Genomic DNA, 25,430 nt, shown 5'->3' with positions numbered 1-25,430 from the left:
CAGCCATACCGGGACGCTCATGTCGGCGGAACCGGCGCTGCGGCGCGCTATCCCCATCCTCATCGTTTGCTTCCTCGCGGTTCTCGCGATCGCCCGCTTCCTGTCGCTGGTCGAGGATCGGCGGCTGGTCGAGGACGAGGCGATCCAGAGCCTTAAGATCGGCGCCAGCCTGATGCGCGCCGAGCGCGCCGCGCTGGTCAACGCCGCCCCGCTGGAAGGCGCGACGCTCGCCGACGAAGCCGACGCCCTCCTCACCAGCGCTCTGCCGAGCGAGCTGATCGAGAACGGCCGCTTCGCCATCATCGCCGATCCCGCCGGCACCGTCGTCGGCGCCTTGCCGGGCTATGAGCGCCACCTCGGCGCCAGCCTCGATACGCTTCTATCCGGCATCCAGCCGCTGATGATGTTCGGCGAGCGCGCCGGCGTCATCGAGACGACCTTCGAGGGTGAGCCGGCCCTCGTCTCCAGCGCCACCCTCGCCGCCCCGCTCGGCTCGATCACCTTCATCCAGAAGGAGAGCGACCTCTACGCCGACTGGCGCCGCTCGGTCTCGATCAACGTCACCCTCTTCGCCCTCACCAGCCTCGTGATGCTGGTCGTGCTCTACGCCTACTTCCGCCAGACCGTCCGGGCGCGCGAGGCCGACGCGCTCTACATGATGGCGCACCAGCGGGTCGACACCGCTCTGTCGCGCGGCCGCTGCGGCCTCTGGGACTGGGACCTTGCCCGCGGCCGCATGTACTGGTCGCGCTCGATGTACGAGATCCTCGGCATGCCCGCCAAGAACGGCGTCCTGTCCTTCTCCGAGGTTGCCCAGCTTCTCCACCCCGACGATGGCAGCCTGTTCCAGGTCGCCCGCGCCGCGGCCTCCGGCAAGGTCGTGAACCTCGACCGTTCCTTCCGCATGCGCCGCAGCGACGGCCAGTACATCTGGCTCCGCGCCCGTGCCGAGGTCACCCGCAACGCCGAGAACGAGATCCACGTCATCGGCGTCGCCGTCGACGTCTCCGAGCAGCATGCGCTGGCCAAGCGCACCGACGAGGCGAACACCCGCCTTCAGAACGCCGTCGAGAACATTTCCGAGAGCTTCGTCCTCTGGGACAGCCGCGGCCGCCTGGTGCTGTGCAACAAGAAATACCAGGAGGTCTATGGCCTCGCCGATGCCGAGGTGACCGCAGGCACCAGCTACGAGACCGTGATGGCGCGCGCCCGCAAGCCGATCGAGACGCGCCAACTGACCAGCCCGAGCTTCGTCGCCGGCGAGCGTGCGGCCGAGGCGATGCTCGCCGACGGGCGCTGGCTGCAGGTCTCAGAGCGACGCACCAGCGATGGCGGCTTCGTCTCCATCGGCACCGACGTCACCCAGCTGAAGGTCCACCAGGAACGCCTCAGCGATTCCGAGCGCCGCCTGATGGCGACCATCAACGATCTCTCCGCCGCCCGCCGCGATGCCGAGGCGAAGGCCCGCCAGCTGTCCGACGTCAACGAGTCCTACATCGTCGAGAAGGAGCGGGCGGAAGGCGCCAACCGCGCCAAGACCACCTTCCTCGCCAATATGAGCCACGAACTGCGCACGCCGCTCAACGCGATCATCGGCTTCTCCGAGATCATGCGCGACGGCTCCTTCGGCCCGATCGGTTCGGCCAAATACACCGAATATGCCGCCGACATCCACGACAGCGGCCACTACCTCCTGAAGCTGATCAACGACATCCTCGACATGTCGAAGATCGAGGCGGGACGCCTGATGCTCTCGCCCGAGCCGATCGACCTCAGCGAGATCATCGTCGAGGCGACGCGCTTCGTCGAGATCCAGGCCGAGCAGAAGCGGCTGGCCTTGCGCACCGTCGTGCCGCGCCAGCTGAATCTGGCCGCCGACCGCCGCGCCACCAAGCAGATCCTCCTCAACCTCCTCGCCAACGCCGTGAAGTTCACCGATCCCGGAGGCACCGTCGATCTCAGGGCCCGCCAGATCGGCGAGACGGCGGTCATCACCATCCGCGATTCCGGCATCGGCATCCCGCGCACCGCCCTCGGCAGCCTTGGCCGCCCGTTCGAGCAGGTGGAAAACGAGCTGACGCGCACCAACAAGGGCACCGGCCTTGGCCTCGCCATTGCTCGCTCGCTGGTCGAGCTGCACGGCGGCACCATGCGCATCGCCTCGCAGGTCGGCATCGGCACCGTGGTGTCGGTCCGGCTGCCGCTGGATGCCCGCTTCGTCGCCCCGGTCGACAGCTATCGCGCCGAAGCTGCCTGACGCCGGAAACACCTGACCCCCCCACCGCCCCAATAAAGACCGCCCGCAGAAAAGGCCCCGGATCGCTCCGGGGCCTTTCTCATGTCGTCCTTGTCTTAGGTGGCCGGCAGATTATTCGCCGCGCGGGCCTCCCATCGACTTGCCGTGGTGGTGACGCCCTTCCATGCCGCCGTCGTGACGCCCGCCGTGATGGCGGCCCTCGCCGTGCGGACCCTTGCCATGGCCCTTCATGCCGTGACCCTTCATGGACGGGCCGACGCCGCGGTGCGCCTCGCGCAGTTCGCGGGCGTCGATCTTGCCGTCATTGTTGAGGTCGAGAACGGCAAAGCGCTTGTCGCGCATGCCCTCGCTCTCGGCCAGCGTGACGACGCCGTCGCCGTCGATGTCGAGGCGCTTCATCATCCGCGCCGCGCGGCGCTCGGCCATCTGCTTCAGGACCATGGCCTCGAGCTCGTCCTCGGACAGCGTGCCGTCGCCATTGGTGTCGGCCGCCTTCAGGCGCTCGAGCTTGCCGGCCTGGAACTCGGCCTTGTCGATGGTGCCGTCCTGGTTCTTGTCCATCCAGCCCATCGGTCCACGCCGGCCGCGCTGGCCCTCTTCGGCCGAAGCACCCGGGCCCGGCATCGGCCTGACGTCTGCGTCATCGGCGTCGTCGTCATCATCGCCGGCCATGGCGTCGCCTTGCATTTCGTCGCCCGGCATCGCTTCGTCGGACATCGCCTCATTGGGCGCGGTGGCGCCAGGCGCGGCGGCATCCGGCGCTGGGGCGGCGGCGGCCGGTGGCGCCGGCGGGGTCGCGGGCTGCGCGTAAGCGAAGCCGGACGCGCCGATGGTCATGACGACGCCGCACAGGACGAGCTGCTTGATTCGGTTCATGTGAACTCCTTCTGCACCGCGGGGTGCACTCCGGGCGGCTTCAGACGCCGTCCTCGGAAACCAGGGGAAGCAGCCGCTCGAACGTGGAACGCACGAGGGCCGCGGTTTCTCCAATGACCGGCTCGATCCCCTCGGACCCGTCGACGCCGAGGGCTTTCGCCACCCGCTCGGCGAGGCCTTGCGGAAGAGAGGCGATCCCCTGGACATCGGACGGGCCGAGCCGGGTCAGTTGAATGACCCTGGTGTAGGCGTCCATCGATGAACGCAGACTGACTGCCGCCTTACCAATCCGTAAGGCTGGCAGATCATCGAGCGCGGCCAGCACCTGCGCGGTCGGCGCTCCGACCATGTCCGCGCCGACGAGACCCTCGAGCACCGCCCATTGCGCGAGGAATTCGAGGTCCGTCAGCCCGCCGGAAAGCCGTTTCAGATCGAGGGCACCCCGGGGCGGCTTGTCCCGCAACAGCCGCGCCCGCATCGCCGCGACGTCGGCCCGCAAGGTGTCGGCATCGCGCGGCGCGGCGATGACGTCGCGCACCGTCTCGTCCACCGCCGCGCAGAGATCCGCATCGCCGGCCAGGTTGCGCGAGCGGGTCAGCGCCATCCGCTCCCAGGTCCAGGCCTCGGTCTCCTGATACCGCCGGAAGGCGTCGACATGGGTGGCGAGCGGGCCCTTGTTGCCAGAGGGGCGGAGGCGGAAGTCGACGTCGTAGAGCACGCCCTCCCCCATCGGCGCCGTCAGCGCCGCGATCAGCCGCTGCGTCAGGCGGATGTAGTAGACGCTGACCGGCAGCGGCTTCGGGCCGTCGGACTCCTCGGCCTCGGCGTCGTGGTCGTAGAGCAGCAGCAGATCGAGGTCGGAGCCCGCCGTCATCTCGCGGCTGCCGAGCCGGCCCATGCCGCGCAGCACCACGCGGCCGCCCGGCACCTTCCCGTGCCGCTCGGCGAAATCCGCCTGGACCGCCGCGAACGCCGCGGCCAGCACCACGTCCGCGATGGCCGAGTATCCACGGCCTGCCGCCTCGCCCTCGATTGCGCCCACCAAAAGCCGCGCGCCGACGAGGAACTTCTGCTCCGACGTGAAGATGCGCAGCCGGATCAGCCGGTCCTCGTAGCCGTCGGCCTCGACGAGGAAGGCGGCGAGGCGCTCCGCGAGATCGGCGGCGCGCGGCATCTCGCGGAAGAAAGCCGGTTCCAGCAGCGCATCGAAGACGTGCGGCCGGTGCGAGATCGTCTCGGCCAGGCGCGGCGCCGCGCTCATGATCAGCGCCAGCAGATCGAGCAGCCGCGGATTGGAGGCGATCAGCGAGAAGAACTGCAGCCCTGCCGGGAGCTTGGCAACAAAGCCGTCGAAGCTCGCCATCGCCGCGTCCGGGTCGCCGGCCTTGGCGAAGGCCGCGAGCAAGGCCGGCAGCACCCGCGCCAGATGCTGGCGCGTCGCCTCTGCGCGGGTCGCGCGCGTACGCCCCTCGCCCCAGTTGCGCAGCATCCGGGCAACGTCGCCGGGGCGCTGGAAGCCGATCGCGCTGAGGCGTTCGAGCAAGGCCGCATCCTCCTCGCCGCCGAGCAGGCTGTCGACCGACGGCGCGTCCGATCCCCTCTCCTCGCCGGCGAAGAGCTGCGAGAACCGCCGCTCCACCGCCCGCATCCGGCCGAGCAAGGCGCCGGAGAAGCCTTCGAGATCGGCAAATCCCGCCAGCCGCGCGACCCGCTCGAGGCCGGGCACGTCCTCGGGCAGCGTGTGGGTCTGATCGTCGGCGACCATCTGGATGGCATGCTCGACGCGGCGCAGGAACCAGTAGGCCTCGATCAGCTCGTCGGCGACCGCGCGGTCGATCCAGCCGCCGCCGGCCAGCGCCAGCAGCGTCTCCTCCGTCCGCCGCAGCCTCAGCCCCGGCGCCCTTCCGCCGGCGATCAGCTGCTGGGTCTGCGCGAAGAACTCAACCTCGCGGATGCCGCCCGGCCCGAGCTTGACGTTGTGCCCGGCCACCGCCACGCCATCGAAGCCGCGGTGCCGGTCGATCCGGTGCTTCATCGCCTGGATCTCGGCGATCGAGGCGAAGTCGAGATATTTGCGCCAGACAAAGGGCGTCATCTCGTCGAGGAAGGCGGCGGCCGCCGCCGCATCGCCGGCCACGCAGCGCGCCTTGATCATCGCCGCCCTCTCCCAGTTGCGGCCCGACGCCTCGTAATAGGCGATGGCGCCGGGCACCGGGATGGCCAGCGGCATGGCGCCGGGGTCCGGCCGCAGCCGGAGATCGGTGCGGAAGACGTAGCCGTCGCCGGTGCGCTCGCCGATCATCCGGATCAAGCGCCGCACCGCCCGCGAGAACAGGTCGATCGCCTCGTCCGCGTCGAGGATCGCCGGGGCCTCGGGATCGAACAGGACGATGAGGTCGATGTCGCTGGAATAGTTCAGCTCGCCCCCGCCGAGCTTGCCCATGCCGAGCACGAAGAGGCCGCAGCCGGTTTCCGGTCGAGACGGATCTGGCAGCGACAGCTTTCCCCGGCCGTGTAGATCCAGGAGCAGAAAGCGCACCGCCGCCCGCACCGCGGCCTCCGCAAGGCCCGAGAGGTCGGCGGTGGTCTCGCGCCCGTCCGCCGCGCCGAAGAGGTCGCGCAGCGCGATCAGCATCGAGGCCTCGCGCTTGGCCTCGCGCAGCAGCGTCATCAGCGAACTCTCGGTCGCGGCCTCGCCTGGCAAAGCGCTAAGGCCCGCGATGATAGCGTGGATCCGCGCGCGCGCATCACCGTCGAACAGCTGCTCCAGCCAGTCCGGCCGCGCGAGCAGGATGGCGTTGAGATGGCCGGAAAGGTCGAGCACCGCCCCGAGCCGGTCGCGGTCCGCGCCCGGCACCGCGAGGAGCGCGGACAGGCGCGCGCAGCCGTCCTCGTCTGCACGCCGGTGGAGGTCGTCGATCCACGCCGCGGCGCGTGCCGAATCGAGCGGCAGCAGCTGTGCCGTGCCGCCAATCCTCAGGCCGTCAGCCGGCGTCGGTCCTTCGGGCATCGTCGCGGGCCTTTCCGTCGAGGGGGAAGTCGAGCACGACCTTAAGGCCCGGGCCGGCATCCTCAAGCGAAACATGCCCGCCATGCAATTGCGCGATCGCCTGGACCAGCGACAGGCCGAGCCCGGAGCCCGGCTTGGAACGGCTGTCGTCGAGCCGATAGAACCGCTCCAGCACGCGGCCGCGCTTGTCCTCGGGAATGCCGGGACCATTGTCGGCGACCGACAGCAGGCAGCGCTCGCCCCGCTTCTCGAGGCCGACGGTCACGACGGTCTCGGCACCCTCCCGCGGCGCGTATTTCAGGGCGTTGTCGATGAGGTTCGAGAGCGCCTGGCTGATCAGCTCGCGGCTGGCATGCGCCTCGACCGGCCCCGATACCCGGACCTCCAGGCGCCCGCCGGCATCCTCGGCCAGCGGCTCGTAGAGCTCGGCGACATCGGCGACGATCGCGGCGACGTCCGTCGCGTCCTTCTCGGCGGGATGGAAGCCGGCCTCGACGCGGCTGATCATCAGGAGCGCGTCGAAGGTGCGGATCATCTGGTCGGCTTCGGCGATGTTGCTCTCCAGCGCCGCCCGCGGATCGCCACCGGACGAAGCGTCCGCCAGTGCCCCTTCGGCGCGGTTGCGCAGCCGGGTCAGCGGTGTCTTCAGATCATGCGCGATGTTGTCGGAAACCTGGCGCAAGCCCTCCTGCAGCAAGGCGATCCGGGCGAGCAGCGTGTTGAGGTTGGCCGACAGGCGGTCGAACTCGTCCTCCGCCCCGGTCACCGGCAGCCGCTCGCCGAGGTCGCCGGCCAGAATCCGCGCGCTCGACGCCGACATCTGGTCCAGCCGGCGCAGCGCGCGGCGACCGACGACGAACCAGGCGAACAGCGCCCCGGCCCCCATCAGCGCCAGCGCCAGGATCAGAGCCCGCTGCACGATGAAGCGGAACCGCTCCTGCTCGCTCTGGTCACGCCCGACCAGCACGCGCATGCCGTTCGGCAGGCTAACGATCTCGGCGAGCGCCATGTGGTAGCGGTCGTTGACGTCGTCGGCGAAGCGCTCGTAGCCGAAGGCCTTCTCGGTAAAGCCGCTGTCGTCGAGGACGCCGGGCTCGAGACTCTCGACATTGCCCGCAAGAATCCGCCCGGTCGCGTCGGTGACGAGGTAGAGCGAGGCGCCCGGCTGCCGCGAACGCCGCTCGATCGCCCGCACCAAGCCAACGATCCCGCCATTCTGGTAGATCTGCCCGAGCTCGGCGATCTCCTCGGAAATGGTCTCGTGGCTCTGGTTCTGCAGGATGCCGCCAGCCGTCGCGGTGACGTAGACCACCAGCACCACGGCAAAGATGGCAAACAGCGCGAGATAGACCGCCGAGAGGCGGACGGCCGTCATCCGCATCAAGGCCCGCAGCCGCCGCATCAGGTATCGGCCCTGACAGCTTGCACGGCGGCCGCAGAGGCTGCGATGGCGGCGGAATTGTCGAACATGGCAAGCGCCCTTCTCTCTGTCACGAGACCGGGCACCTGCCCTCGCCTCACACCTGCGTCAGCCCGCCGTCGATGCACAATTCCGCACCGGCGATGTAGCTGCTTTCGTCCGAGGCAAGGAAGAGGGCGGCCGCCGCGACCTCCTCCGGCCGTCCCATCCGCCGCATCGGGATGCGCGACTCAATCTTCTGCCGAATATCCTCGGAGGCCGCCGCCATCATCGGCGTGTCGATCGGCCCCGGGCTCAGCGTGTTGACGCGAATCCCCCGGCCGGAAAGCTCGGCCGTCCACGTCCGGGCATAGGAACGCACCGCCGCCTTGCTGGCATTGTAGGTGCCGTAGCCCGGATTGCCCATCACGTCGGCGATCGAGCCGATCAGCACGATCGAACCGCCCTCGCCCATCAACGGAACCAGCGTCCGCACCGTGGACACCAGCCCCCGCACGTTGAGACCGAAGATCTTGTCGACGTGCTCCTCGCTGTTGTCTTCCAGCACCGCATACTCGGCCTGGCCGGAATTGACGACGAGAATGTCGAGCCGGCCACTTTTCGCTGCCACCGCCATACGGAGACGGTCCAGATCGGCGGCAACCGTCACGTCGCCCTGCACCGCCTCGACCTTCCCACCGATCTCGCTCACCGCCCTGTCGAGTTCCGCCTGCCGGCGCCCGGTGATCAGGACGGTGGCGCCCTCTGCGGCGAACCGCTTTGCGGTGGCCAGTCCGATCCCGCTGCTGCCGCCGGTGATAACAGCGATCTTCCCGTTCAGTTTCGACATGTTAATGCTCCATTTTGAGTGGAGCTCCTAGGTATATCCTGTATATCTGGGGTCAATTAGGCACTTCATATCGCCTAGGTATATCAGAGGATACCGCGATGAACGTTCACATCCCCTTTGACGACCCGACGGACCCCGTGTTCGCTCTGGCCTCCGCAACTCGGCCGATCCTCGACGAGATCGCCAACAAATGGTCGATCATGATCCTGTCCGTGCTTTGCACCCAGCCGCAACGGTTCAACGCCCTGCGGCGTCGGTTGGAAGGCATCACCCAAAAGGCTCTGACACAGGCGCTGCGGCGACTGGAGCGGAACGGCCTGATCCTGCGCCGGGTGATCGCCTCCTCGCCGGTGGCGGTGGAGTACTCCATCACCCCGCTCGGCCAGACGCTGCGCGACCCCTTCGCCGCCCTCTATGTCTGGACGCTGGAGCACGCGGGGAACGTCCAGCAGGCGCAACGCGACTTCGACCGGCGCGACCCCAAGTAGCGCGCCCTACTCGGCGCGCATGATGTAGCCGGCACCGCGCACCGTATGGAGCAACGGCGAGCCGAACTCGCGCTCGATCTTGGACCGCAGCCGCGAGACGTGGACGTCGATGACGTTGGTCTGCGGGTCGAAGTGATAGTCCCAGACATTCTCCAGCAGCATGGTGCGGGTCACCACCTGGCCGGCATTCTTCATCATGTATTCGAGCAGGCGGAACTCGCGCGGCTGCAGCACGATCGGCTTGCCGCCGCGCTTCACCTCGTGCGAAAGCCGGTCGAGCTCGAGATCGCCGACCTTGTACGCGGTCTCGACGTCGCGCCCGCCCCGGCGCCGGCCGAGCACCTCGACGCGGGCGAGCAGCTCGGCGATCGCATAAGGCTTGGCGAGATAGTCGTCGCCGCCGGCCCTGAGGCCCGTCACGCGGTCGTCGACCTGGCCGAGCGCCGAGAGGATCAGCGCTGGCGTGCCGTTGCCCTTCTCGCGCAGGCCCGAGACCACCGACAGCCCGTCACGCTCGGGCAGCATGCGGTCGACCACCATAACGTCATAGTCGCGGGTATCGGCCATGTGGAAGCCGGACGCACCGTCGCCCGCATGGTCCGGCACGTGGCCGGCTTCCTTCAGCGCCTTGACGAGGTAGGCCGCCGCCTCGCGATCGTCTTCGATGATCAGAATTCGCATGGATTGGGATGTAGCGGATTCAGCGGACAACGCCATGGCGCTGCGCTCCTTTCATCATGCCCCATGAAAAAGGGCGGCGGACCAAGCCGCCGCCCCCGTTCGAACGACCGGGCTTTCGCCCGGCCGCTTAGCCCTTGGCGATCGGCAAGGCGACGAAGCGGTTCTGCTCGCCATTGCGCAGCTGGAACAGCGCCGCCTTGCGGCCGCCCTTGTCGGCCTCCTTCAGTGCGGACTGGACCTGCGCCTGCGAGGTCACCGCCTTGCCGTTGACCGAGACGATGATGTCGCCGGCCTGCACGCCCTTGTCGGCGGCCGAGGAGGACGGGTCGACCTCGGTGACCACGACGCCGCTGCCGTCTTCCGACGGCGTCAGCGTCAGGCCGTAGCCCGACAGCGCCGACGGATCGACCGGAGCGCCGTCGCTCGAGCCCGCCGCCGAGGAGGCCTCGTCGAGGCTGGCGATGTTGCCGAGCTTCACCGCGATCGTCTTGGCCGCGTTGTCGCGCCACACCGTGACGTCGATCGAGGTGTTCGGCGCGAACTCGGCGACCTTGCGTGCCAGCTCCTTCGGGCCCTTGACCGTCTCGCCGTTCACCGCGGTGATGACGTCGCCGGTCTTGATGCCCGCTTCCGACGCCGGGGTCGAATTGTCCGGCAGCGTCACGATAGCGCCGTCCTCGTTGGCAAGCCCGACCGCATCCGAGATGTCGCCGGTGACCGAGGCGATCTGCACGCCGAGCCAGCCGCGCTGCACCGAGCCCTTGTCGCGGAGCGACTGGACGACGCCCTTCGCGGTCGAGGCGGGAATGGCGAAGGCGATGCCGACATTACCGCCCGACGGCGAGAAGATCGCGGTGTTGACGCCGATCACCTTGCCGGAAAGATCGAAGGCCGGGCCGCCGGAATTGCCGCGGTTCACCGCCGCGTCGATCTGCAGGAAGTCGTCATAAGGACCCGCGCCGATGTCGCGGCCACGCGCCGAGATGATGCCGGCCGTCACCGAGCCGCCGAGGCCGAAAGGATTGCCGACCGCCACGACCCACTCGCCGACCCGCGCCTTCGCATCGTCGCCGAACTCGACATAGGTGAACTTGACGTTCTTGGCGTCGACCTTCAGCACCGCAAGATCGGTCCGCTTGTCGGTGCCGATCAGCTTGGCGTCGTACTCCTTGCCGTCGTTCATGACGATGGTGAAGTTCTCGCCGCCCTCGACAACGTGGTTGTTGGTGACGAGGAAGCCGTCATCGCTGACGAAGAAGCCCGAGCCCTGCGCGGTCGCCTGGCGGTTCTCGCGGCGGGGATCCATCTTTTTCGGTGCGCCCGGCCGCGCGTCCTGGCCGCGCTGGCCGAACTCGAAGAAGCGGCGCATCGGGTGGTCTTCGGGGAGGTTCTCGAAGGGATTGGCCTGGTCGCTGTCGGTGTCGTTCATCGCGACGGTCGCCTTTTCCTTGACGCGGACGGACACGACGGCGGGCGTCACCTTCTCGACCACGTCGGCAAAGCCGAAATTCGTCATTGGCGCCTCGATGGTCACCGGCGCCGCGTAGCTCGGCACCATGTTGACCATCACGCCGCCGGCGAAGGCGGAACCGGCGACGCCAGCGGCGAGGGCAGCGGCGAGGAGGCGATTGCGCTTGGACTTCTGGATCACGTCTGGCATCGAAATCATCCTTTTCCCTAGGTCCCCGAAAACGACGCTGCCCGACCGGCGCTTCGTCCTTTTCGTAAGTTCTCTGGCGGCGGCATCGTCGATGCCTCTCCCGCTTCGCAGACAGAGATAGGGGAGTTCAGATTACGGGACCCCTTCGGATGCGTGAAAGCTTGGTAATGTTGCGGAACAACGGGACCGAGGACGGACAGTCCGAGCGAAGCACGAAAAGCCGTCTCTTTCGGTCGGCCGGGGCAAGGCAGACAGCAAAGTTGACCGGCAGCGTCCGGACCCTGCGGTTTTCAAGCTGTCCGGCTGACTGTCATGCGGCGTTCTAGAGGCCGCGCTCCGCCAGCGCCCGCTCGACCGCATTCTCCTCGTCCGCGGTCAATCCGGCGCTCGCGCCTTCGCGCGGGCGTCGTCGCGAGGCGAACAACGCAAAGGCGGCGCCCGCCAGGATCAGCGCGACCGGCGTTGACCAGAGCAGCACCGTCGCCATCGACAGCCGCGGCTTGAGGAGCACGAACTCGCCATAGCGCGCGACGATGTAGCTGATCACGCCCTCGTCGCTGTCGCCGGCGACCAGGCGCTCCCGCACGAGGACGCGCAGGTCCTTGGCAAGGGCTGCGTCGCTCTCGTCGATCGACTGGTTCTGGCAGACGAGGCACCGCAGCCCCTCCGACAGTTTTCGCGCCCGCCCTTCCAGCCCCGCATCCGGCAGCACCTCGTCCGGCTGAACGGCGAAGGCCATGCCGGAGACGAAGAGGCCGTCGGACGGCACCGCGGGGATCGCCGGCAGCATCACCGGCGCCATCAGGAGCCCCGCCGCCACCACGACGATTTCCGCCAGCCGCTTCATGCCGTCACTTCCGGGCTGCGCTTCGGCCTGGCCTTCGCCCGTGCCGGCGCGCCGACCCGCAGGCGGCGGTCGGCCAGCGACACCGTGCCGCCGAGCGCCATCATCACCGCGCCGAGCCAGATCAGCGTGATCAGCGGCTTGTACCAGAGCCGGACGACGGTCCGGCCGCCATTGGCCACGGTATCGCCGAGCGAGACATAGGTCTGGCTGAACCAGTGGGTGTGGATCCCGGCCTCGGTCGTCGGCATCTGCCGCGCGGGATAGAAGCGCTTGGCGCTCTCCAGCGTCTTCTGCGCCACCCCGCCCTGGCTGAGCACGAAGGTGCCGACTTCCTCGGTGTAGTTCGGTCCCTGCCGCGGCGTGATCCCGTCGAAGCGGATCTGGTAGCCGCCGGCATCGCGCACCTCGCCCGCCTGCATGGTGGTGATCGTCTCGGTTTGGAAGGCCGAGGTGGTGACGATGCCGAGCACCGTGACGCCGAGGCCGCAATGGGCCAGCGCCGTGCCGAAAGCCGAGCGCGGCAGTCCGGCAAAGCGCCGCAGCGCGACGCCCGCCTTCGCCTTCGGCAGGCCGGAGCGCAGCGCGAGGTCGACGCCGGCGCCGGCGATCAGCCAGACCGCGAGGCCGAAGCCGAAAGCGGCGAGGATGCGCGTCCCTTGCGTCACCGCCAGCGTGATGATGACGGCGGCCAGCGACACGCCGACGGCGAAGTACAGCCGCTGCGCCGCCGCCAGGAGGTCGCCGCGCTTCCACGCCATCAGCGGCCCGAAAGGCACCGCCAGCAGCAGCGGCACCATCAGCGGCCCGAAGGTCAGGTCGAAGAACGGCGCGCCGACGGAAATCTTCTCACCGGTCAGCACCTCCAGCGCCAGCGGGTAGAGCGTGCCGATGAGGACGGTCGCGCAGGCCGTGGTCAGGAACAGGTTGTTGAACACCAGCGCGCCCTCGCGCGAGATCGGCGCGAACAGGCCGCCCGATTCCAGCGACTGCGCGCGGACAGCGAACAGCGCCAGCGAGCCGCCGATGAAGATCGTCAGGATGGCGAGGATGAAGACGCCGCGCGACGGATCGGTGGCGAAGGCGTGCACCGAGGTCAGGACGCCCGAGCGCACGAGGAACGTGCCGAGCAGCGACAGCGAGAAGGTGAGGATCGCCAGCAGCACCGTCCAGATCTTCAATGCCGCCCGCTTCTCCATCACCAGCGCCGAGTGCAACAGCGCCGTGCCGGAGAGCCAGGGCATGAAGGAGGCGTTTTCGACCGGGTCCCAGAACCACCAGCCGCCCCAGCCGAGCTCGTAATAGGCCCAGTAGGAGCCCATCGCGATGCCGAGCGTCAGGAAGATCCACGCCGTCAGCGTCCACGGTCGCACCCAGCGCGCCCAGGCAGCGTCGATCCGACCGTCGATCAGCGCGGCGACCGCAAACGAGAAGGCGACGGAGAAGCCGACATAGCCGAGGTAGAGCATCGGCGGATGCACCGCGAGGCCGATGTCCTGCAGCACCGGATTGAGGTCCTGCCCCTCGAACGGCGCCGGCGACAGGCGCTGGAACGGGTTCGACGTCGTCAGGATGAAAAGGAGGAAGGCCGCGGTGATCCAGGCCTGCACGGCCAGGACATTCGCCTTCAGGCTGCCCGGAATATCGCGACCGAACAGCGCGACGAGGCTGCTGAACAGGCTGAGGATCAGCACCCAGAGCAGCATCGAGCCTTCGTGATTGCCCCAGACGCCGGTGAAGCGGTAGAGCATCGGGATCGCCGAATGCGAGTTCTCGAAGACGTTGCGGACCGAAAAGTCCGAGGTCACATGCGCCGCCGTCAGCGCCCCAAAGGACAGGCCGATCAGAGCGAAGCAAGCGATCGCCGTGACCTCGCCGGTCTCCATCAGCCGGCCGTCGCCCGTGCGAGCGCCGATCAGCGGCAGGATCGACTGGACGATGGCGGTGGCGAGTGCCAGCACCAGGGCGTAATGGCCGATCTCGACGATCATGTTCCAGCTCCCGTCGGCGCGGCCGCCGCGCCCATCGCCTTCGACGGCATCGGCTTGCCCTTGCCGTCCTCCCAGAGGCCACGCTTCTTCAGGTCGTCGACGACTTCCTTCGGCATGTAGGTCTCGTCGTGCTTGGCCAGCACCGTGTCGGCGACGAACACCCGGTCCGGCCCGAGCACGCCCTCCGTCACCACGCCTTGCCCCTCGCGAAAAAGGTCCGGCAGCAGGCCGTGATACTCGACCGCGACGCTCTCGACGCTGTCGGTCACCCGGAAACGGACGAGTTCGCCGGCCTCGCGGTCGACCGAGCCTTGCTCCACCAGCCCGCCGAGCCGGATGCGCTGCGTCGAGCCGACCTGATGCGCCATGATGTCGGTCGGCGAGTTGAAGTAGGCGACGCTGCTCGACATCGCCGAGAGAACCAGCGCCACCGCGCCGCCGATGACGACGAGGATGGCGCCGATGGAGCCCAGCCGCTTCTGCTTGCGCGTCATTTCACCCCTCCGGCGGGCGCCACGCCCAGCTGTGCCGCCACCCCGTCGATCGCCGTCCGCTCCGGCGTGCCTTGCGCAAACGCCGCGCTCGCCTCGGCGTAGGCACCGCGAGCCCGCTCTCCATCGCCGAGCACGCTATAGGATTGCATCAGCCGCTTCCAACCCTCGACGTCGTTCGGGGCGGTTTTCAGGCGCTCGGCCAGTTGCGAGACCATCCCCTCGATCATCGCCTTGCGGTCGTCTTCGCTCATGCCAGAAGCCGCCGCGATGTCGCTGCCGCTCGGCCCACGCGGCGCCGTGCTCGCAACCTCGGGAGCTCCGGCGACGGCGGGAGCCCCGGCGACGGCGGGAGCACCTTGCGCATTCCCTGCCGGCGCGCCGTTGGCCGCGGCAATCTTCTGCTGCGCATCGGCCAGCGCCATTTCCGCGAGCTGCAGCCAGGGAGAACCCGGCGGGCTCGCCGCGATCAGCTTCTGCCAGGCGGGCCCGGCTTCCTGGAAACGATTCTCCTGCGACAGGTCGAGCGCCAGGAAGAATTTCGCCGGCAAATAGTCGGCGTTCAGCGCCAGCGCCCGCTCGAAGCTCGCCTTGGCGAGATCCGTCACCTCGCCCGACGCCACCTGGGTCAGCGCCTCGCCGAGCACCGCCTCGCGCTCCGGGCTGTCGCCGAGGATCCGGATGGCGTTCTGGATCGCCGTGACCGCCTCGTCGGCGCGGCCGCTCCGCAGGTAGATCGGGCCGAGCAGATCCCAGCCGGCGCCGTCATTGGGATTGCTGCGCAGCCGTGCCTCGGCCTGAGCCACCAGCGTCGGCAGATCCGCCCGCGCGGGATCGACCGAGAGGCGCGCCTGCAGCGGCAGGTCCGGCATCTCCGGCGAGCCGGTTTCGAAGTAGAACACCACTGCCGCCACCGGCATCGCGGCCCCGACCAGCCCCGCCGCCAGCCAGCGCCGGACTTTGACGCGCGTCCGCTTCGGCGCGCCGGCCGTCGTCTCGGCCTCCGCCGTCGCCTTCAGCAGCCGGCGGCCGATCTCGGCGCGGGCAATTCCCGCCTCGTCGGCCGAGATCGTGCCGCGCGCCAGATCCGCCTTCAGCTCGCTCATCTGAGCGGAATAGACCTCGACGTCGTACTCGGCCCGAAGCGGTGTCGACGCGTCCCGCCGCCGCAGGATCGGCCAGACCGAGGAAAGCGTCACGATGACGGTCAGGAGGACGACGATAATCCAGAACAAAACGATGCAATTCCTCCCGCGGGCCATGCGCCCGTGGCTTGCCGCCCGGCGCAGGGCCGGTCGATGCCACTCTTCCGGGCGTTGACATAGCAAGCCCTGCGCGGCCCTGCCACCGTCAGGAGAAGATGCCGCAACAGGAGGCCGTTCTACACCGTCACTTTATGGCGATCAGCGGTTCTACCGGTCGTCTATCGAGGAAAGACGCCGCTCAGACCACCGGCCGCCACAAGCCGTCCTCGCCCCGGCAGGCGGTGCCCACCGTCTTGGTCGAGGCGCCCTTAGCAACCAGCGTGTGCGCGTAGCCGCGGCAATCCTTCTCGCCGATTCGGTAGAGCTGGGTCGGGACGACCGAGCCCTGGTAGCGGTCTTCGGTCCAGTCGACGGGCGTGCCAGCCGGGGCGAACTGCAGCGCCTGGAACTCGGCCTCGAGCGCCTTCGCCCGGACATCGCCCGGCAAGCGGACCTGGGTTTGGCCGACCAGGCCGTCGCCAAGCGCCACGACGCCTTCCGACGCCGGCGCAAGACGGCTGGTGCCGCCGGTCAGGCAACCGCTGAGCGTGGCGGCAAGGGCGGCGATCAGGAGCGGGCGCAGAACGTTCGACATGGCATTTTCCCAGCGTGACCATCCGTCACCGGCATCGGCAAACCGCGCCGGGCACCCGTGGTTCCCGCGCATTCCCTATCTATGGACTCTCGCTGCCGAGAGCCAGCGGCAGAACCACCTCGGCCTTCAAGCCGCCGAGGGTGGAGCGCTGGAGCAACAGCGCGCCGCGGTATTCCCGTGCGGTGTCCGAAACGATCGATAGGCCGAGGCCGCTTCCGGGCTTCTTCTCGTCCAGCCGCCGCCCGCGTTTGACCGCCTCCACCATCTCGGCCTCGGTCAGGCCCGGCCCGTCATCCTCGATCACCGTCCGGAAACGGCCGTCGCCGGCAGTCTCGGCCGAGACGCGGATCGTGCCCGTCGCCCATTTCGCCGCGTTCTCCAGAAGGTTGCCGACGATCTCCTCATAGTCCTGGCGCTCGCCGGCGAAGATTGGCGCGCCGGCGAGATGCGGCCCGTCGAGATGAAGCTCCGGGTTCAGCTTCGCCATCACCCGCACCAGCCGCTCCAGCGCCGGCCGGACCGGCGAGCGGAACACCACGCCCTCGCTCTGCGCGGCGACCTGGGCCCGGTCGAGATGGTGCTGCACCTGCTGGCGCATGCGCTCGGTCTGTTCGCCGACCAGCCGGCCCTTCTCGCCGCCGATCGCCGCCACCTCGTTGGTCAGCACCGCGATCGGCGTCTTCAGCGAATGCGCGAGGTTGCCGACCTGCGTGCGGGCGCGCTCGACGATGCGGCGGTTGTTGTCGATCAGCCCGTTCATCTCGAAGGCCAGCGAGCGCAGCTCGGCCGGGAACGGCCCTTGCAGCCGCTCCGCCCGCCCGGCCCGCACTTCGCCGAGCGCCCGCCGCACTTTGGCGAGCGGGCGCAGGCCGAACAGGATGGCGCCGCCATTGATCAGGATCGAGCCAAGCCCGAAACCGCCGAGATAGAAGCCGAGCCGCCAGTCGAACTGCGCGATGTCGGCGTTGAGGAGGCTCGCATTGCCCATCACCCGGAAGCGGGCGATGTGGTTCTCCTGGTCGAGCACGATCTCGGTCTCGACCACTTTCAGCGTCTCGCCATCGAGCCCCACCGCCTCGTAATCGCGGCGATAGTAGAGGTCGAAGGGCTTTTCCTTGGGGTCGGGCGCGGCGATGTCGGCCGGCCCGATCGACACCGAGGCGAGCCGCCCCTTGGTGTTGGGGCTCGCCGGCAGCACCTCCCAGTACCAGCCCGACAGCGGCTGCGAATAGCGGAGGTCGCCAAGGTCGGGCGACCCCGCGAGCTGGCCCTCGGGGGTGACGGTGACGGCGTTGACGATGTTGTAGAGCTGCGCCGTCAAAAGTTCCTCGAAGCCGCGCGACGCCGTCTGGCTGTAGAGCGCCGAGATCAGCCCGCCAATCACGGTGAACGCGGCGATCGCCCAGAAACTGGAAAAGGCGATGACCCGGACGGTGAGCGAATCAAACGCCCGGAGCTTCATCCCGCATCCTGTAGCCGAGGCCGCGCACGGTCTCGATGAGGTCGATGCCGATCTTGCGGCGCAGGCGCCCGACGAAGACCTCGATCGTGTTGGAGTCGCGGTCGAAGTCCTGGTCGTAGAGGTGCTCGATCAACTCGGTGCGCGAGACGATCTCGCCGTGATGGTGCATGAGATAGGCGAGCAGCCGGTACTCGTGCGAGGTGAGTTTGAGCGGCGTGCCGTCGACGGTCGCCTTCGAGGCTTTGGTGTCGAGCCGCAGCGGCCCGCAGTTGATCTCCGACGAGGCATGCCCGGCTGCCCGGCGGATCAGCGCCCTCAGCCGCGCCAGCACTTCCTCGATGTGGAAGGGCTTTGTCACGTAGTCGTCGGCGCCGGCGTCGATGCCGGCGACCTTGTCGCTCCAGCGGTCGCGCGCGGTGAGGATCAGCACCGGCATGGTGCGCCCGTCCCGGCGCCAGCGCTCGAGCACGCTGATCCCGTCCATCGACGGCAGGCCGACGTCGAGGATCACCGCGTCGTAAGGCTCGCTGTCGCCGAGGAAATGCCCCTCCTCGCCGTCGAAGGCGTGGTCGACGACATAGCCTGCGCCGATCAGCGCCTCGTGCAGCTGGCGATTGAGGTTGGGATCGTCCTCGACGATGAGAATGCGCATGGGTATCCGTTCAGTCTCGTCCGCGACGCCCGTCCGCGGAAACGCTCCGGCGTTCCCGTTTCCGGCGAGCGCGCGCTATTGCGGAAGGGTGATCGTCTGCTTGCGCGGCCGGCCCCCGTCGGAGCCGGGCACCAGCACCGTCACCACGCACACCGTCCGGCCGTTCTGCTGCCGGCTCGACACCGACAGCACCTGCCCCCCGCTGTCCGCCGCCGCCTGCGCCGCCGCCCCCGAACAATCCGCCGCCGCCATCAGCACCGGGGCATCGACCGCGCCCGCCGCGCTGCCGCTCGGTCCTTCCCCGACAAGGGCGGAAAAGCCGGTTGGTGCGACCGTCCCGCCGGAGACGCTCGCCAGCGCCGGCCCGCAACTCCACAGCGCCGCCAGAAGGCTGGCGACAGGCAGGATACGGGAGCAAGGGCGAAAGATCATGTCAGGTCCGCAGTAAGAGCCTCGCAACACTATCGTACCCGCACTGAATGTCGAATGAACAGCGAGCCAATACGCCTCGAATGATATCGCCTCTGACGCGCACCTCTCACCCAAGTGCGAGAACGCATTTATGCCGCCGGAACGGCGACATCCCCCTTGAGAGGCCGGACAAGGCAGGATCTTCCAGCACCGCCGTGACCGTCCACAAACGGAATGAAGAGGCGCGGCCAACCTTCCGCGCCCCGCCTCCGACCTCAGCGGATCGTCTTCACCGCGTCCAGCCGGCCGAGGATCGCCACGACAGCGCCGACCGCGGCCGCCGCATTGGCGAGGCCGAGGGCCAGCGCGTCGCTGGTGGCGGCGTCGATGTCGATGCCGGCAATGCCCGCCAGCGCCGCGCCGAGGGCGACGAGGCCGCCCCAGATGGTCCTCGACTGGTACCAGTGCTTTTCGTCCGTCATTGCTCGTCCTTCCCTGTTGATGATGTCGTTGATGTCAGGCGCCGGCCCTCGGCGCCGAGAAGGCATCGCCCCGAGGGCGCCGGCGCCGTGTCGTCTCAGGACGAGCGCGCCACCGTCGCGTGCCGGGCCGTGCCGGTCCCGAAGGTCAGCGACAGCTGCGCCACCGCCACATCGAGCGCCGCCGGCGCCGTGCCGAAGGCGGCGACCTGCTCGGCCAGGCTGACCGTCGCCGCCGGCCCCGCCGTCTCCAGCGTCAGCCGCGTGCCCGCCGCGTTGACGAGGTCGACCCGGTAGCGCTCGATCTCCTCGCCGAGCGGCACGTCGAGCCCGTCCCAGCCGTCGCCGCCGAGCCGCGTGCGCCGGATCCAGCCGAGCGCCAGCGCGCCATTCTCGAGGAAGCGCCCGGACAGATGCACCGGCGACAGCGGCCGCACCGCGCGCAGGCCGAGCGTGACGGTCCGAACGAGCACCGCGGGGTCGTCGAGCGGCCGGCTGACCGGCGACAGGCGCCACTCCAGCGCCCGCCCGATCTCGTCCGCCCGCAGCCCCGGCGACACTGGCCCCCCGTCGAGCAGCACGAAAGCGGTGCCGGACGCCGCGCCCGCGACCATCGCATCCTCGGTGCCGCCTTGCGCCCGCAACAGGCCCGTCAGGCGAAAGCGCATCGGCGCCACCTCCTCGGCGGTCTCGAACTGCAGCACCTCCCATTCGCCGTTGGCGCACAGCACCGCCGACAGATTGCCGCCGCCGAGCAGCGCGTCCCGGCCGATCGAGGCGAGCGCGCCGCGCGAGAGATCGACGGTCAGCTTGTTCGCCGCGTCGATCCGCCCCTCCGGCCCCGGCGGCAGCGCGGCCGCCAGCGTGCCGAGCGTCGCGGCAGCGCTGATCACCAGCCGCCGGGTGAAACCGCCGCCCGCCGCCGCCTCGACCACCACTGGCAGGAACGGCGCGGCGAAGACCGCAAGGCGGGGCGCTGCCTCCGGCAGGCTGTCCGTCCCCATCGGCAAGTCGACGAAATGCGCCAGCGGCCGCGACGCCGTCGTCGGCCCCGTCGGCACCGGCACCGGCAGCGCAGCCCCCGTCCGCTCGCCCGCCCGTTCCCCGGCCTCCGGCAGCCGCCGCGCCTCGACGCGCCGCGTCGCGCCGCTCTCGATCCGCGTGGCCAGCCACCGCCCCGCTACGTCCGCCAGCCGCAGCACGTCGCCGGCCTCGACAGCAATCTCGGCCGGCGACAGCGAGAACCGCGCCGTCTCCCGCGACCCCGCGAGGTCCGAGAGGAGATCGGCGGCGAAGCGCCGCGCCTGACTCTCCTCCAGCGTCACCGGCAGCTCGATCGCTTCCTGCCGCGGGCTGTCCGCCAGCGCCAGCAGCGCCTCGGCCGCCGCCGGCTGGTAGCTGCGGCCGGGATCGGAAAAGCCGACCACCACCTCGTCCGGGATCTCGCTCGCCTCTCGGCGGCGGAACTCGGTCAGCGGCCCGTCCTCCTCCTCGGCATAGACCGAGATCTCCCGTCCTGCCGGCAGGTTGGCGAGCGAGCGGAACACCAGCCGCGTGCCGTCGGCATGGCAGACGACGCCGGTCAGCCGCAGCAAATCCTCCAGCTGTGCCCGCGCCGTGCCGGGACCCCCGACGACATAACCGCCGACCAGCGCGTCGACGCCGGCGACGTCGACATCGGTGAAGCCGTGGTCGGCGAGCAGCCGCCGGATCAGATCGCCGACCGGCGCCGCGCCGAGCCGGCCGTTCAGCCAGTGGCCGAGGCGCCAGTTGTCGCCGTCGCGCCAGACGTCGGTGCGGCCGGGGAACGCCGGATAGGGCCGCGCGTCCCAGGTCCAGAGATGGATCGCCGACGGCTCCACCATGCGCCCGCCATAGACCGGCGATAGCGGGTTGGCGGCCCCGTCGAAGCCCGGCACGGCCGGGTCCCACCAGCTGAGATGCGCGTCGAGGAACCGGCGCTGGATCAGATCGTCCCGCGCCCCCGTCGAGAAATAGGGGATGAAGCTCTCCGAGGATTTCGGGTCGACGAAGACGTTCGGCTGGTTGGCGCCCTTGTCGACGGCGGGGCAGCCGAGCTCGGTCAGCCAGATCGGCTTCGAGCGCGGCACCCAGGCAGTCTGTCCGCCGACCTCGACCCCGCCGCGCCGCTCGACATGCGGCTCCGCCCACCAGCTTGCGATGTCCTTGGCGCGGTAGACCCAGGGCTTGCCCGCCGCCCCGTCAGTGATCACGGTGCGGGTCCGCGCCGCCCGGTCGGCGTCGCTGCGATAGTACCAATCGGCATGCTCGCCACCGGTGATCCCGCGCCGCAGCGCGTCGGGGTCGTAGGCCGAGCGCGCGCCGTCCGGTCCGGCACCGCCGGCATCCTCGGCGCGCCAGTCGGAGAGCGGCAGATAGTTGTCGATGCCGACGAAGGCGATCGCCGGATGCGCCCAAAGCGGGTCGAGATTGTAGAAGACGTCGCCCGAGCCGTCCGCCGGCTGGTAGCCGAAATACTCGCTCCAGTCGGCGGCATAACCGAGCTTTGCTTGCGGCAGCACCGTCTTCACGTCGGCGGCGAGCGCCATCAGCGCGGCGACGAAGGGAAAGCCGCCGGCGCCATTGCGCACCCGCGTCAGCCCGCGCATTTCCGAGCCGATGACGAAGGCGTCGACGCCGCCGGCAAGTTTTGCAAGGAACGCCTGGTGCAGCACCATGCGCCGATACGACCATTCCGTCGGCCCGCTATAGGAAACCCGCCCGCCGGCTAGGCTGAAATGCGCCGGCAGCGCGGTCCCGACGAAGCGGGCGATGTCGGCGGCCGCCGCGGCACTGCCGTCCGCCGAGCCCGGCCGCCCGACCGCGACGTCGAGGCTGATCCGCCCGCGCCAGGGATAGTCCGCTTGCCGCAAGGCCCCATAGGGGTCCGGCAGCCCGTTGCCGGCCGGCACGTCCATCAGCAGGAACGGGTAATAGGTCACCGCCAGCCCGCGCGCGGCGAGCGCCCTTATCGCGTCGACGACGCCGGCATCGTTCGGCGTCCCGCCATAGGCCGGCCCCCCGCCGCTCCAGCTGACCAGCGGCGCCTCGGCGCGCCCGACGCCGTTCACTTGCCACGCCCGCGTCTCATCGCGCTCCGCCACCTCGACCGCCGGCCGGATCCGGCAGTGCCCGGCGCGCAGATCGTCGCCGAACCAGGTCACCGCCAGCGCCACGCGACGAAGGTTCGGGCAGAGCCCCTCGAGATCGTCGAGCGCCGCCTCGAGATCCGTCGCGGCCGTCGTCGCATGCCGGTTCAGCACCACGTCCTCGCCGCCCCGCACAGTCTCGCGCACCGGTGCCGGGTCCAGCCCGTGCTCGGTCGCGCCGGGGATCAGCGTCACCGCGCGCACCCGCTCCTCCAGCGTGCCGACCGACCGGATCACCTCGCAGGCGATCTGCGGCAGGCGGTTGCCGAAAGGCTCCAGCGCCAGCCGCTCGAACACGGCATAGGCGAGGCCCCGATAGGCCGGCGCATTGCCCATGCCTTGCTTTGCTTCGATCAGCGGGTCCGGCATCTGGTCCTCGCCGCCGCGGTAGACCCGCAGCGTCACGCCGGTGAGGTCGAGTTCCTCGCCGTCCGCCCACACCCGCCTGATGCCGGCGATCGGCCCCTCGCAAAGCCCGACCGCAAAATTACCGGCATAGCTGTAGGTCGTCGTCTCGCTGGTCTGCCCGCCGCCCTTGCCGCCTTGCCGCTCGGTCTGGCTGGTCTCCTCGAAGCGCGTCGCCCAGATCACCTGGCCCGCGATCCGCGCCGTGCCGTAAAGCCGTGGCACGCCCGCCCCCTCGTCGGCTTCCATGATGCGGCTGGCGCCGAGCCTTGCGCCTTCGCTCCGCCGCGTCGTGCCGAACAGCGCGCTGTCGAGCGCATAGCCGCCGAGCCCGCCGACCGCCCGGCCGAGAACCGCGCCGAAAGGCCCGCCGATCAGCCCGCCGACGGCGCCGCCCACGGCCTGCAGAAGGATCGTCGCCATGGCCTACTCCGGAAATCTGAAGGCGGCCGCGATCCTGCGGACCCAGGCCGACGGCATCGGCGATGACAGGACGGCCGAGCCCTCGTAGGCGTGGATGAGGCGCATGCCCCCGCCGCGCGATCCCTTGCTGCCATCCCCGGTGTCGAGGACGCCGCAATGCTTGGCCGTCATTGCGGTCCGCCAGCGGAACAGCACGACATCCCCCGGCAGCGCATCGCCGACCGCGATCGGCCGCAGATGCCGCCCTGCCGCCTCGATCAACGGCTCGCCGACCGAGCGCTCGGCCCAATCGGGCGTATAGGGGCCGGGATTCTCCGGCTCGGCCCCGTAGAGCTCACGCCAGATCCCCCGGATCAGGCCGAGGCAGTCGCAGCCGATGCCCTTGCGGCTGCCCTGGTGCCGATAGGGCGTCCCGATGAACCCCCGCGTCGCCGCCAGCACCCGCTCCCGCCCCGCCGCGCCGTCCTGGCTTCCGCTGCCCCGCACCGCAGCAGCGGTTTCCGGCAGAGCACCATCCGCCTCCCCGCAGCTCATGGCACCACCGGCCCGCCATCGTGCCGGCCGTCCGAGCGGGCATAGTTCATCGCCGCGTCATTGCCCGGCAGGTGCGGAAAACCGCGAAAGTTCAGCCCATTGCCGAAGCGCGCCTTGCAGGTGGCGAAACTCTTGTCGCAGCCGGCAAACAGCCGCAGCGGATCGCCGGCGACGATGCCCGCCGACGTCCCGCCTACCAGCGACAGCCGCACCCTCCCGTCCAGCCCCCGCTGCGCCGCCGAGACCTCCGCCTTCAGCCCCGCCGCCGCCCCGCCGAGCCAGAGGAGATGCCCTTGCCCGAAGCGCTCGAGATCGCCGTCGATGCCCGGCACGATCAGCGCCCCGCCGGACAGGGCGGAGAGCACCGTGTCGACGGACCGGCCCGCGGCGGCAAGGTCGACCCGGCAGCGCGGATCGCCCAGCACCGTGTCGCAGCGGCGCCGGTAGAGCCGGCCGCGCTGGCGGTCAAGCCGGCTGGCGATGCCGCGCAGCTCGGCGGTGAAAGCCTGGCCGCCGCGCTTCACCTCGCCCAGCATCCCCGCATCGATCCGCAGCCTTTGCGCCGGCGCCTGCCAGTTGACGAGAAACACCTCGATCCCCGCGCCGTCATAGCGCCCATCCAGAATGTCGGCATCGCGGATCGCCAGCGAGGACAGCGCCCCTTCCACCTCCTGCGTCCCCGCCGACAGCCCGAGCGCGGTCTCCGCCTCGCTCGCCGTTAGCCCGGTGGCCGCCTGAAAATCCGTGCCGTCGAAGCGGATCGTCTCGTCGTGGTCGGTGAAGCCGAGCACCACGCCGTCCGTCCGGGTCAGCCGCCAGCACTGCGCCGTGGTCGTCGCTTGTCCCGTCAGATGCGCCTTCAGCGCCTCGGGCACGTCTCTCATGGCCGAATCTCCACCAGGGGAATCGTCGGGATTTCACCCGCCTCGAAGGCGGCAAGGTTCACCACCAGCTGGTCGAGGTCGAAGCGCACCGGCACGTCGAAGGTAAACCCCGCCGTCACCACCGCCCCCGCCGCCGGCGCCGTCGCCAGCTGGACGGTCCCGGTCGCGGCATCGACCGTGAAACCCGCCGTCACCGCCCCGTTCACCGCGACGAGAACGCTCTCCGCCACCGGCTTCTCGATCGGCCGGACATAGGCGTCGCCTCCCGTGCCGTAGCGCTTGCAGAGCGCGAAGCTGCGCACCGTCCCGTCGCCCGTCCCGATCGCCTGGTCGAAGGCCGTCGGCGCGTGGCCGTAGGCGGCGGACCCATGGTCCAGCGGATCGCGGAACCGAAAGCCGACGAGCTTGCCCCGCCGCGCCTCGAAGAAGCCGAGCACGGCCGAGAGGTCGGCAAGGCTCCTGACGCCCGATCCTGCGTCGTAGCGGCGAAAGGCGTGCCGGTGCCGCTGGTTGCGCGTCTCGAAGCCCGTCGACAGCCGGACGATGTCGGTCCGCCGCTCCGGCCCGCCCGATGTGCCGAAGGCGATGCGCAGGGGAAAGCGTTCTTCGCTGAAGGATTCCATC

The 25,430-nt window shown here is 69.7% G+C and carries 21 protein-coding genes; 2 read left to right on the top strand and 19 right to left on the bottom strand.

Annotation, left to right across the window (positions count from 1 at the left end):
- Nucleotides 1–19 precede the first annotated feature (19 nt).
- Nucleotides 20–2,257, top strand: coding sequence for a sensor histidine kinase (locus ACZLZY_RS00545; protein ID WP_472931449.1), 2,238 nt, complete (start codon nt 20–22; stop codon nt 2,255–2,257).
- Between the two features lie 111 nt (nt 2,258–2,368).
- On the opposite strand, the gene ACZLZY_RS00540 is transcribed toward ACZLZY_RS00545, so the two are convergent.
- From ACZLZY_RS00540 to ACZLZY_RS00525, 4 genes are all read right to left on the bottom strand, one after another.
- Nucleotides 2,369–3,133: an EF-hand domain-containing protein gene (locus tag ACZLZY_RS00540; protein ID WP_472931448.1), complete on the bottom strand. Its 765-nt coding sequence runs from the start codon at nt 3,131–3,133 to the stop codon at nt 2,369–2,371.
- 40 nt (nt 3,134–3,173) lie between these two features.
- A complete protein-coding gene (locus ACZLZY_RS00535; RefSeq protein WP_472931447.1) occupies nt 3,174–6,143 on the bottom strand; it encodes a bifunctional [glutamine synthetase] adenylyltransferase/[glutamine synthetase]-adenylyl-L-tyrosine phosphorylase in 2,970 nt (989 codons plus the stop codon).
- Complete coding sequence (locus ACZLZY_RS00530; RefSeq protein ID WP_472931931.1) at nt 6,118–7,548, bottom strand: sensor histidine kinase; 1,431 nt, start codon at nt 7,546–7,548, stop codon at nt 6,118–6,120. The genes ACZLZY_RS00535 and ACZLZY_RS00530 overlap by 26 nt, the downstream gene beginning before the upstream one ends.
- 112 nt (nt 7,549–7,660) lie before the next feature.
- On the bottom strand, nt 7,661–8,392 hold the full coding sequence (locus tag ACZLZY_RS00525; protein ID WP_472931446.1) for an SDR family NAD(P)-dependent oxidoreductase: 732 nt from the start codon (nt 8,390–8,392) through the stop codon (nt 7,661–7,663).
- A gap of 98 nt (nt 8,393–8,490) precedes the next feature.
- On the opposite strand from ACZLZY_RS00525, the gene ACZLZY_RS00520 reads away from it, so the two are divergent.
- Complete coding sequence (locus tag ACZLZY_RS00520; protein ID WP_472931445.1) at nt 8,491–8,880, top strand: winged helix-turn-helix transcriptional regulator; 390 nt, start codon at nt 8,491–8,493, stop codon at nt 8,878–8,880.
- Between the two features lie 6 nt (nt 8,881–8,886).
- On the opposite strand, the gene ACZLZY_RS00515 is transcribed toward ACZLZY_RS00520, so the two are convergent.
- The 15 genes from ACZLZY_RS00515 to ACZLZY_RS00445 form a co-directional block, all read right to left on the bottom strand.
- Nucleotides 8,887–9,561, bottom strand: coding sequence for a winged helix-turn-helix domain-containing protein (locus ACZLZY_RS00515; protein WP_472931444.1), 675 nt, complete (start codon nt 9,559–9,561; stop codon nt 8,887–8,889).
- 127 nt (nt 9,562–9,688) lie between these two features.
- A complete protein-coding gene (locus ACZLZY_RS00510; RefSeq protein WP_472931443.1) occupies nt 9,689–11,221 on the bottom strand; it encodes a Do family serine endopeptidase in 1,533 nt (510 codons plus the stop codon).
- A 322-nt stretch (nt 11,222–11,543) separates the two neighbouring features.
- A complete protein-coding gene (locus ACZLZY_RS00505; RefSeq protein ID WP_472931930.1) occupies nt 11,544–12,011 on the bottom strand; it encodes a cytochrome c-type biogenesis protein in 468 nt (155 codons plus the stop codon).
- A 53-nt stretch (nt 12,012–12,064) separates the two neighbouring features.
- Nucleotides 12,065–14,056, bottom strand: coding sequence for a heme lyase CcmF/NrfE family subunit (locus ACZLZY_RS00500; protein ID WP_472931442.1), 1,992 nt, complete (start codon nt 14,054–14,056; stop codon nt 12,065–12,067).
- Complete coding sequence (gene ccmE / locus ACZLZY_RS00495) at nt 14,053–14,550, bottom strand: cytochrome c maturation protein CcmE (RefSeq protein ID WP_472931440.1); 498 nt, start codon at nt 14,548–14,550, stop codon at nt 14,053–14,055. The genes ACZLZY_RS00500 and ccmE overlap by 4 nt, the downstream gene beginning before the upstream one ends.
- Nucleotides 14,547–15,782: a c-type cytochrome biogenesis protein CcmI gene (ccmI, locus tag ACZLZY_RS00490; RefSeq protein WP_472931439.1), complete on the bottom strand. Its 1,236-nt coding sequence runs from the start codon at nt 15,780–15,782 to the stop codon at nt 14,547–14,549. Before ccmI ends, ccmE begins: the two co-directional genes overlap by 4 nt.
- 208 nt (nt 15,783–15,990) lie before the next feature.
- Nucleotides 15,991–16,386 (bottom strand): hypothetical protein, encoded by a 396-nt coding sequence (locus ACZLZY_RS00485; RefSeq protein ID WP_472931438.1) that lies wholly within the window; start codon nt 16,384–16,386, stop codon nt 15,991–15,993.
- A 79-nt stretch (nt 16,387–16,465) separates the two neighbouring features.
- The gene (locus ACZLZY_RS00480) at nt 16,466–17,848 is read right to left on the bottom strand and encodes an ATP-binding protein (protein WP_472931437.1); all 1,383 of its coding nucleotides are present in this window, start codon (nt 17,846–17,848) and stop codon (nt 16,466–16,468) included.
- Nucleotides 17,829–18,500, bottom strand: a complete 672-nt coding sequence (locus tag ACZLZY_RS00475; protein ID WP_472931436.1) for a response regulator transcription factor — start codon at nt 18,498–18,500, stop codon at nt 17,829–17,831. Before ACZLZY_RS00475 ends, ACZLZY_RS00480 begins: the two co-directional genes overlap by 20 nt.
- A gap of 75 nt (nt 18,501–18,575) precedes the next feature.
- A complete protein-coding gene (locus tag ACZLZY_RS00470) occupies nt 18,576–18,932 on the bottom strand; it encodes a hypothetical protein (RefSeq protein ID WP_472931435.1) in 357 nt (118 codons plus the stop codon).
- A 254-nt stretch (nt 18,933–19,186) separates the two neighbouring features.
- A complete protein-coding gene (locus ACZLZY_RS00465) occupies nt 19,187–19,393 on the bottom strand; it encodes a hypothetical protein (protein WP_472931434.1) in 207 nt (68 codons plus the stop codon).
- Nucleotides 19,394–19,488: 95 nt separating this feature from the next.
- Nucleotides 19,489–23,388 carry a baseplate multidomain protein megatron gene (locus ACZLZY_RS00460; protein WP_472931433.1) on the bottom strand — a complete coding sequence of 1,300 codons (3,900 nt, stop codon included), beginning with the start codon at nt 23,386–23,388 and terminating at the stop codon, nt 19,489–19,491.
- A gap of 3 nt (nt 23,389–23,391) precedes the next feature.
- A complete protein-coding gene (locus ACZLZY_RS00455) occupies nt 23,392–23,922 on the bottom strand; it encodes an NlpC/P60 family protein (RefSeq protein ID WP_472931432.1) in 531 nt (176 codons plus the stop codon).
- Nucleotides 23,919–24,806 (bottom strand): phage/gene transfer agent baseplate hub protein, encoded by an 888-nt coding sequence (locus ACZLZY_RS00450; protein ID WP_472931431.1) that lies wholly within the window; start codon nt 24,804–24,806, stop codon nt 23,919–23,921. Before ACZLZY_RS00450 ends, ACZLZY_RS00455 begins: the two co-directional genes overlap by 4 nt.
- The gene (locus ACZLZY_RS00445; RefSeq protein WP_472931430.1) at nt 24,803–25,429 is read right to left on the bottom strand and encodes a phage distal tail protein, Rcc01695 family; all 627 of its coding nucleotides are present in this window, start codon (nt 25,427–25,429) and stop codon (nt 24,803–24,805) included. The genes ACZLZY_RS00450 and ACZLZY_RS00445 overlap by 4 nt, the downstream gene beginning before the upstream one ends.
- Between the last annotated feature and the right edge of the window lies 1 nt (nt 25,430).

This window comes from Mesocryomonas lacus (assembly GCF_055730135.2).
The sequence above is the reverse complement of the archived record's forward strand: the minus strand, read 5'-3'. Positions and strand labels throughout refer to the sequence as shown.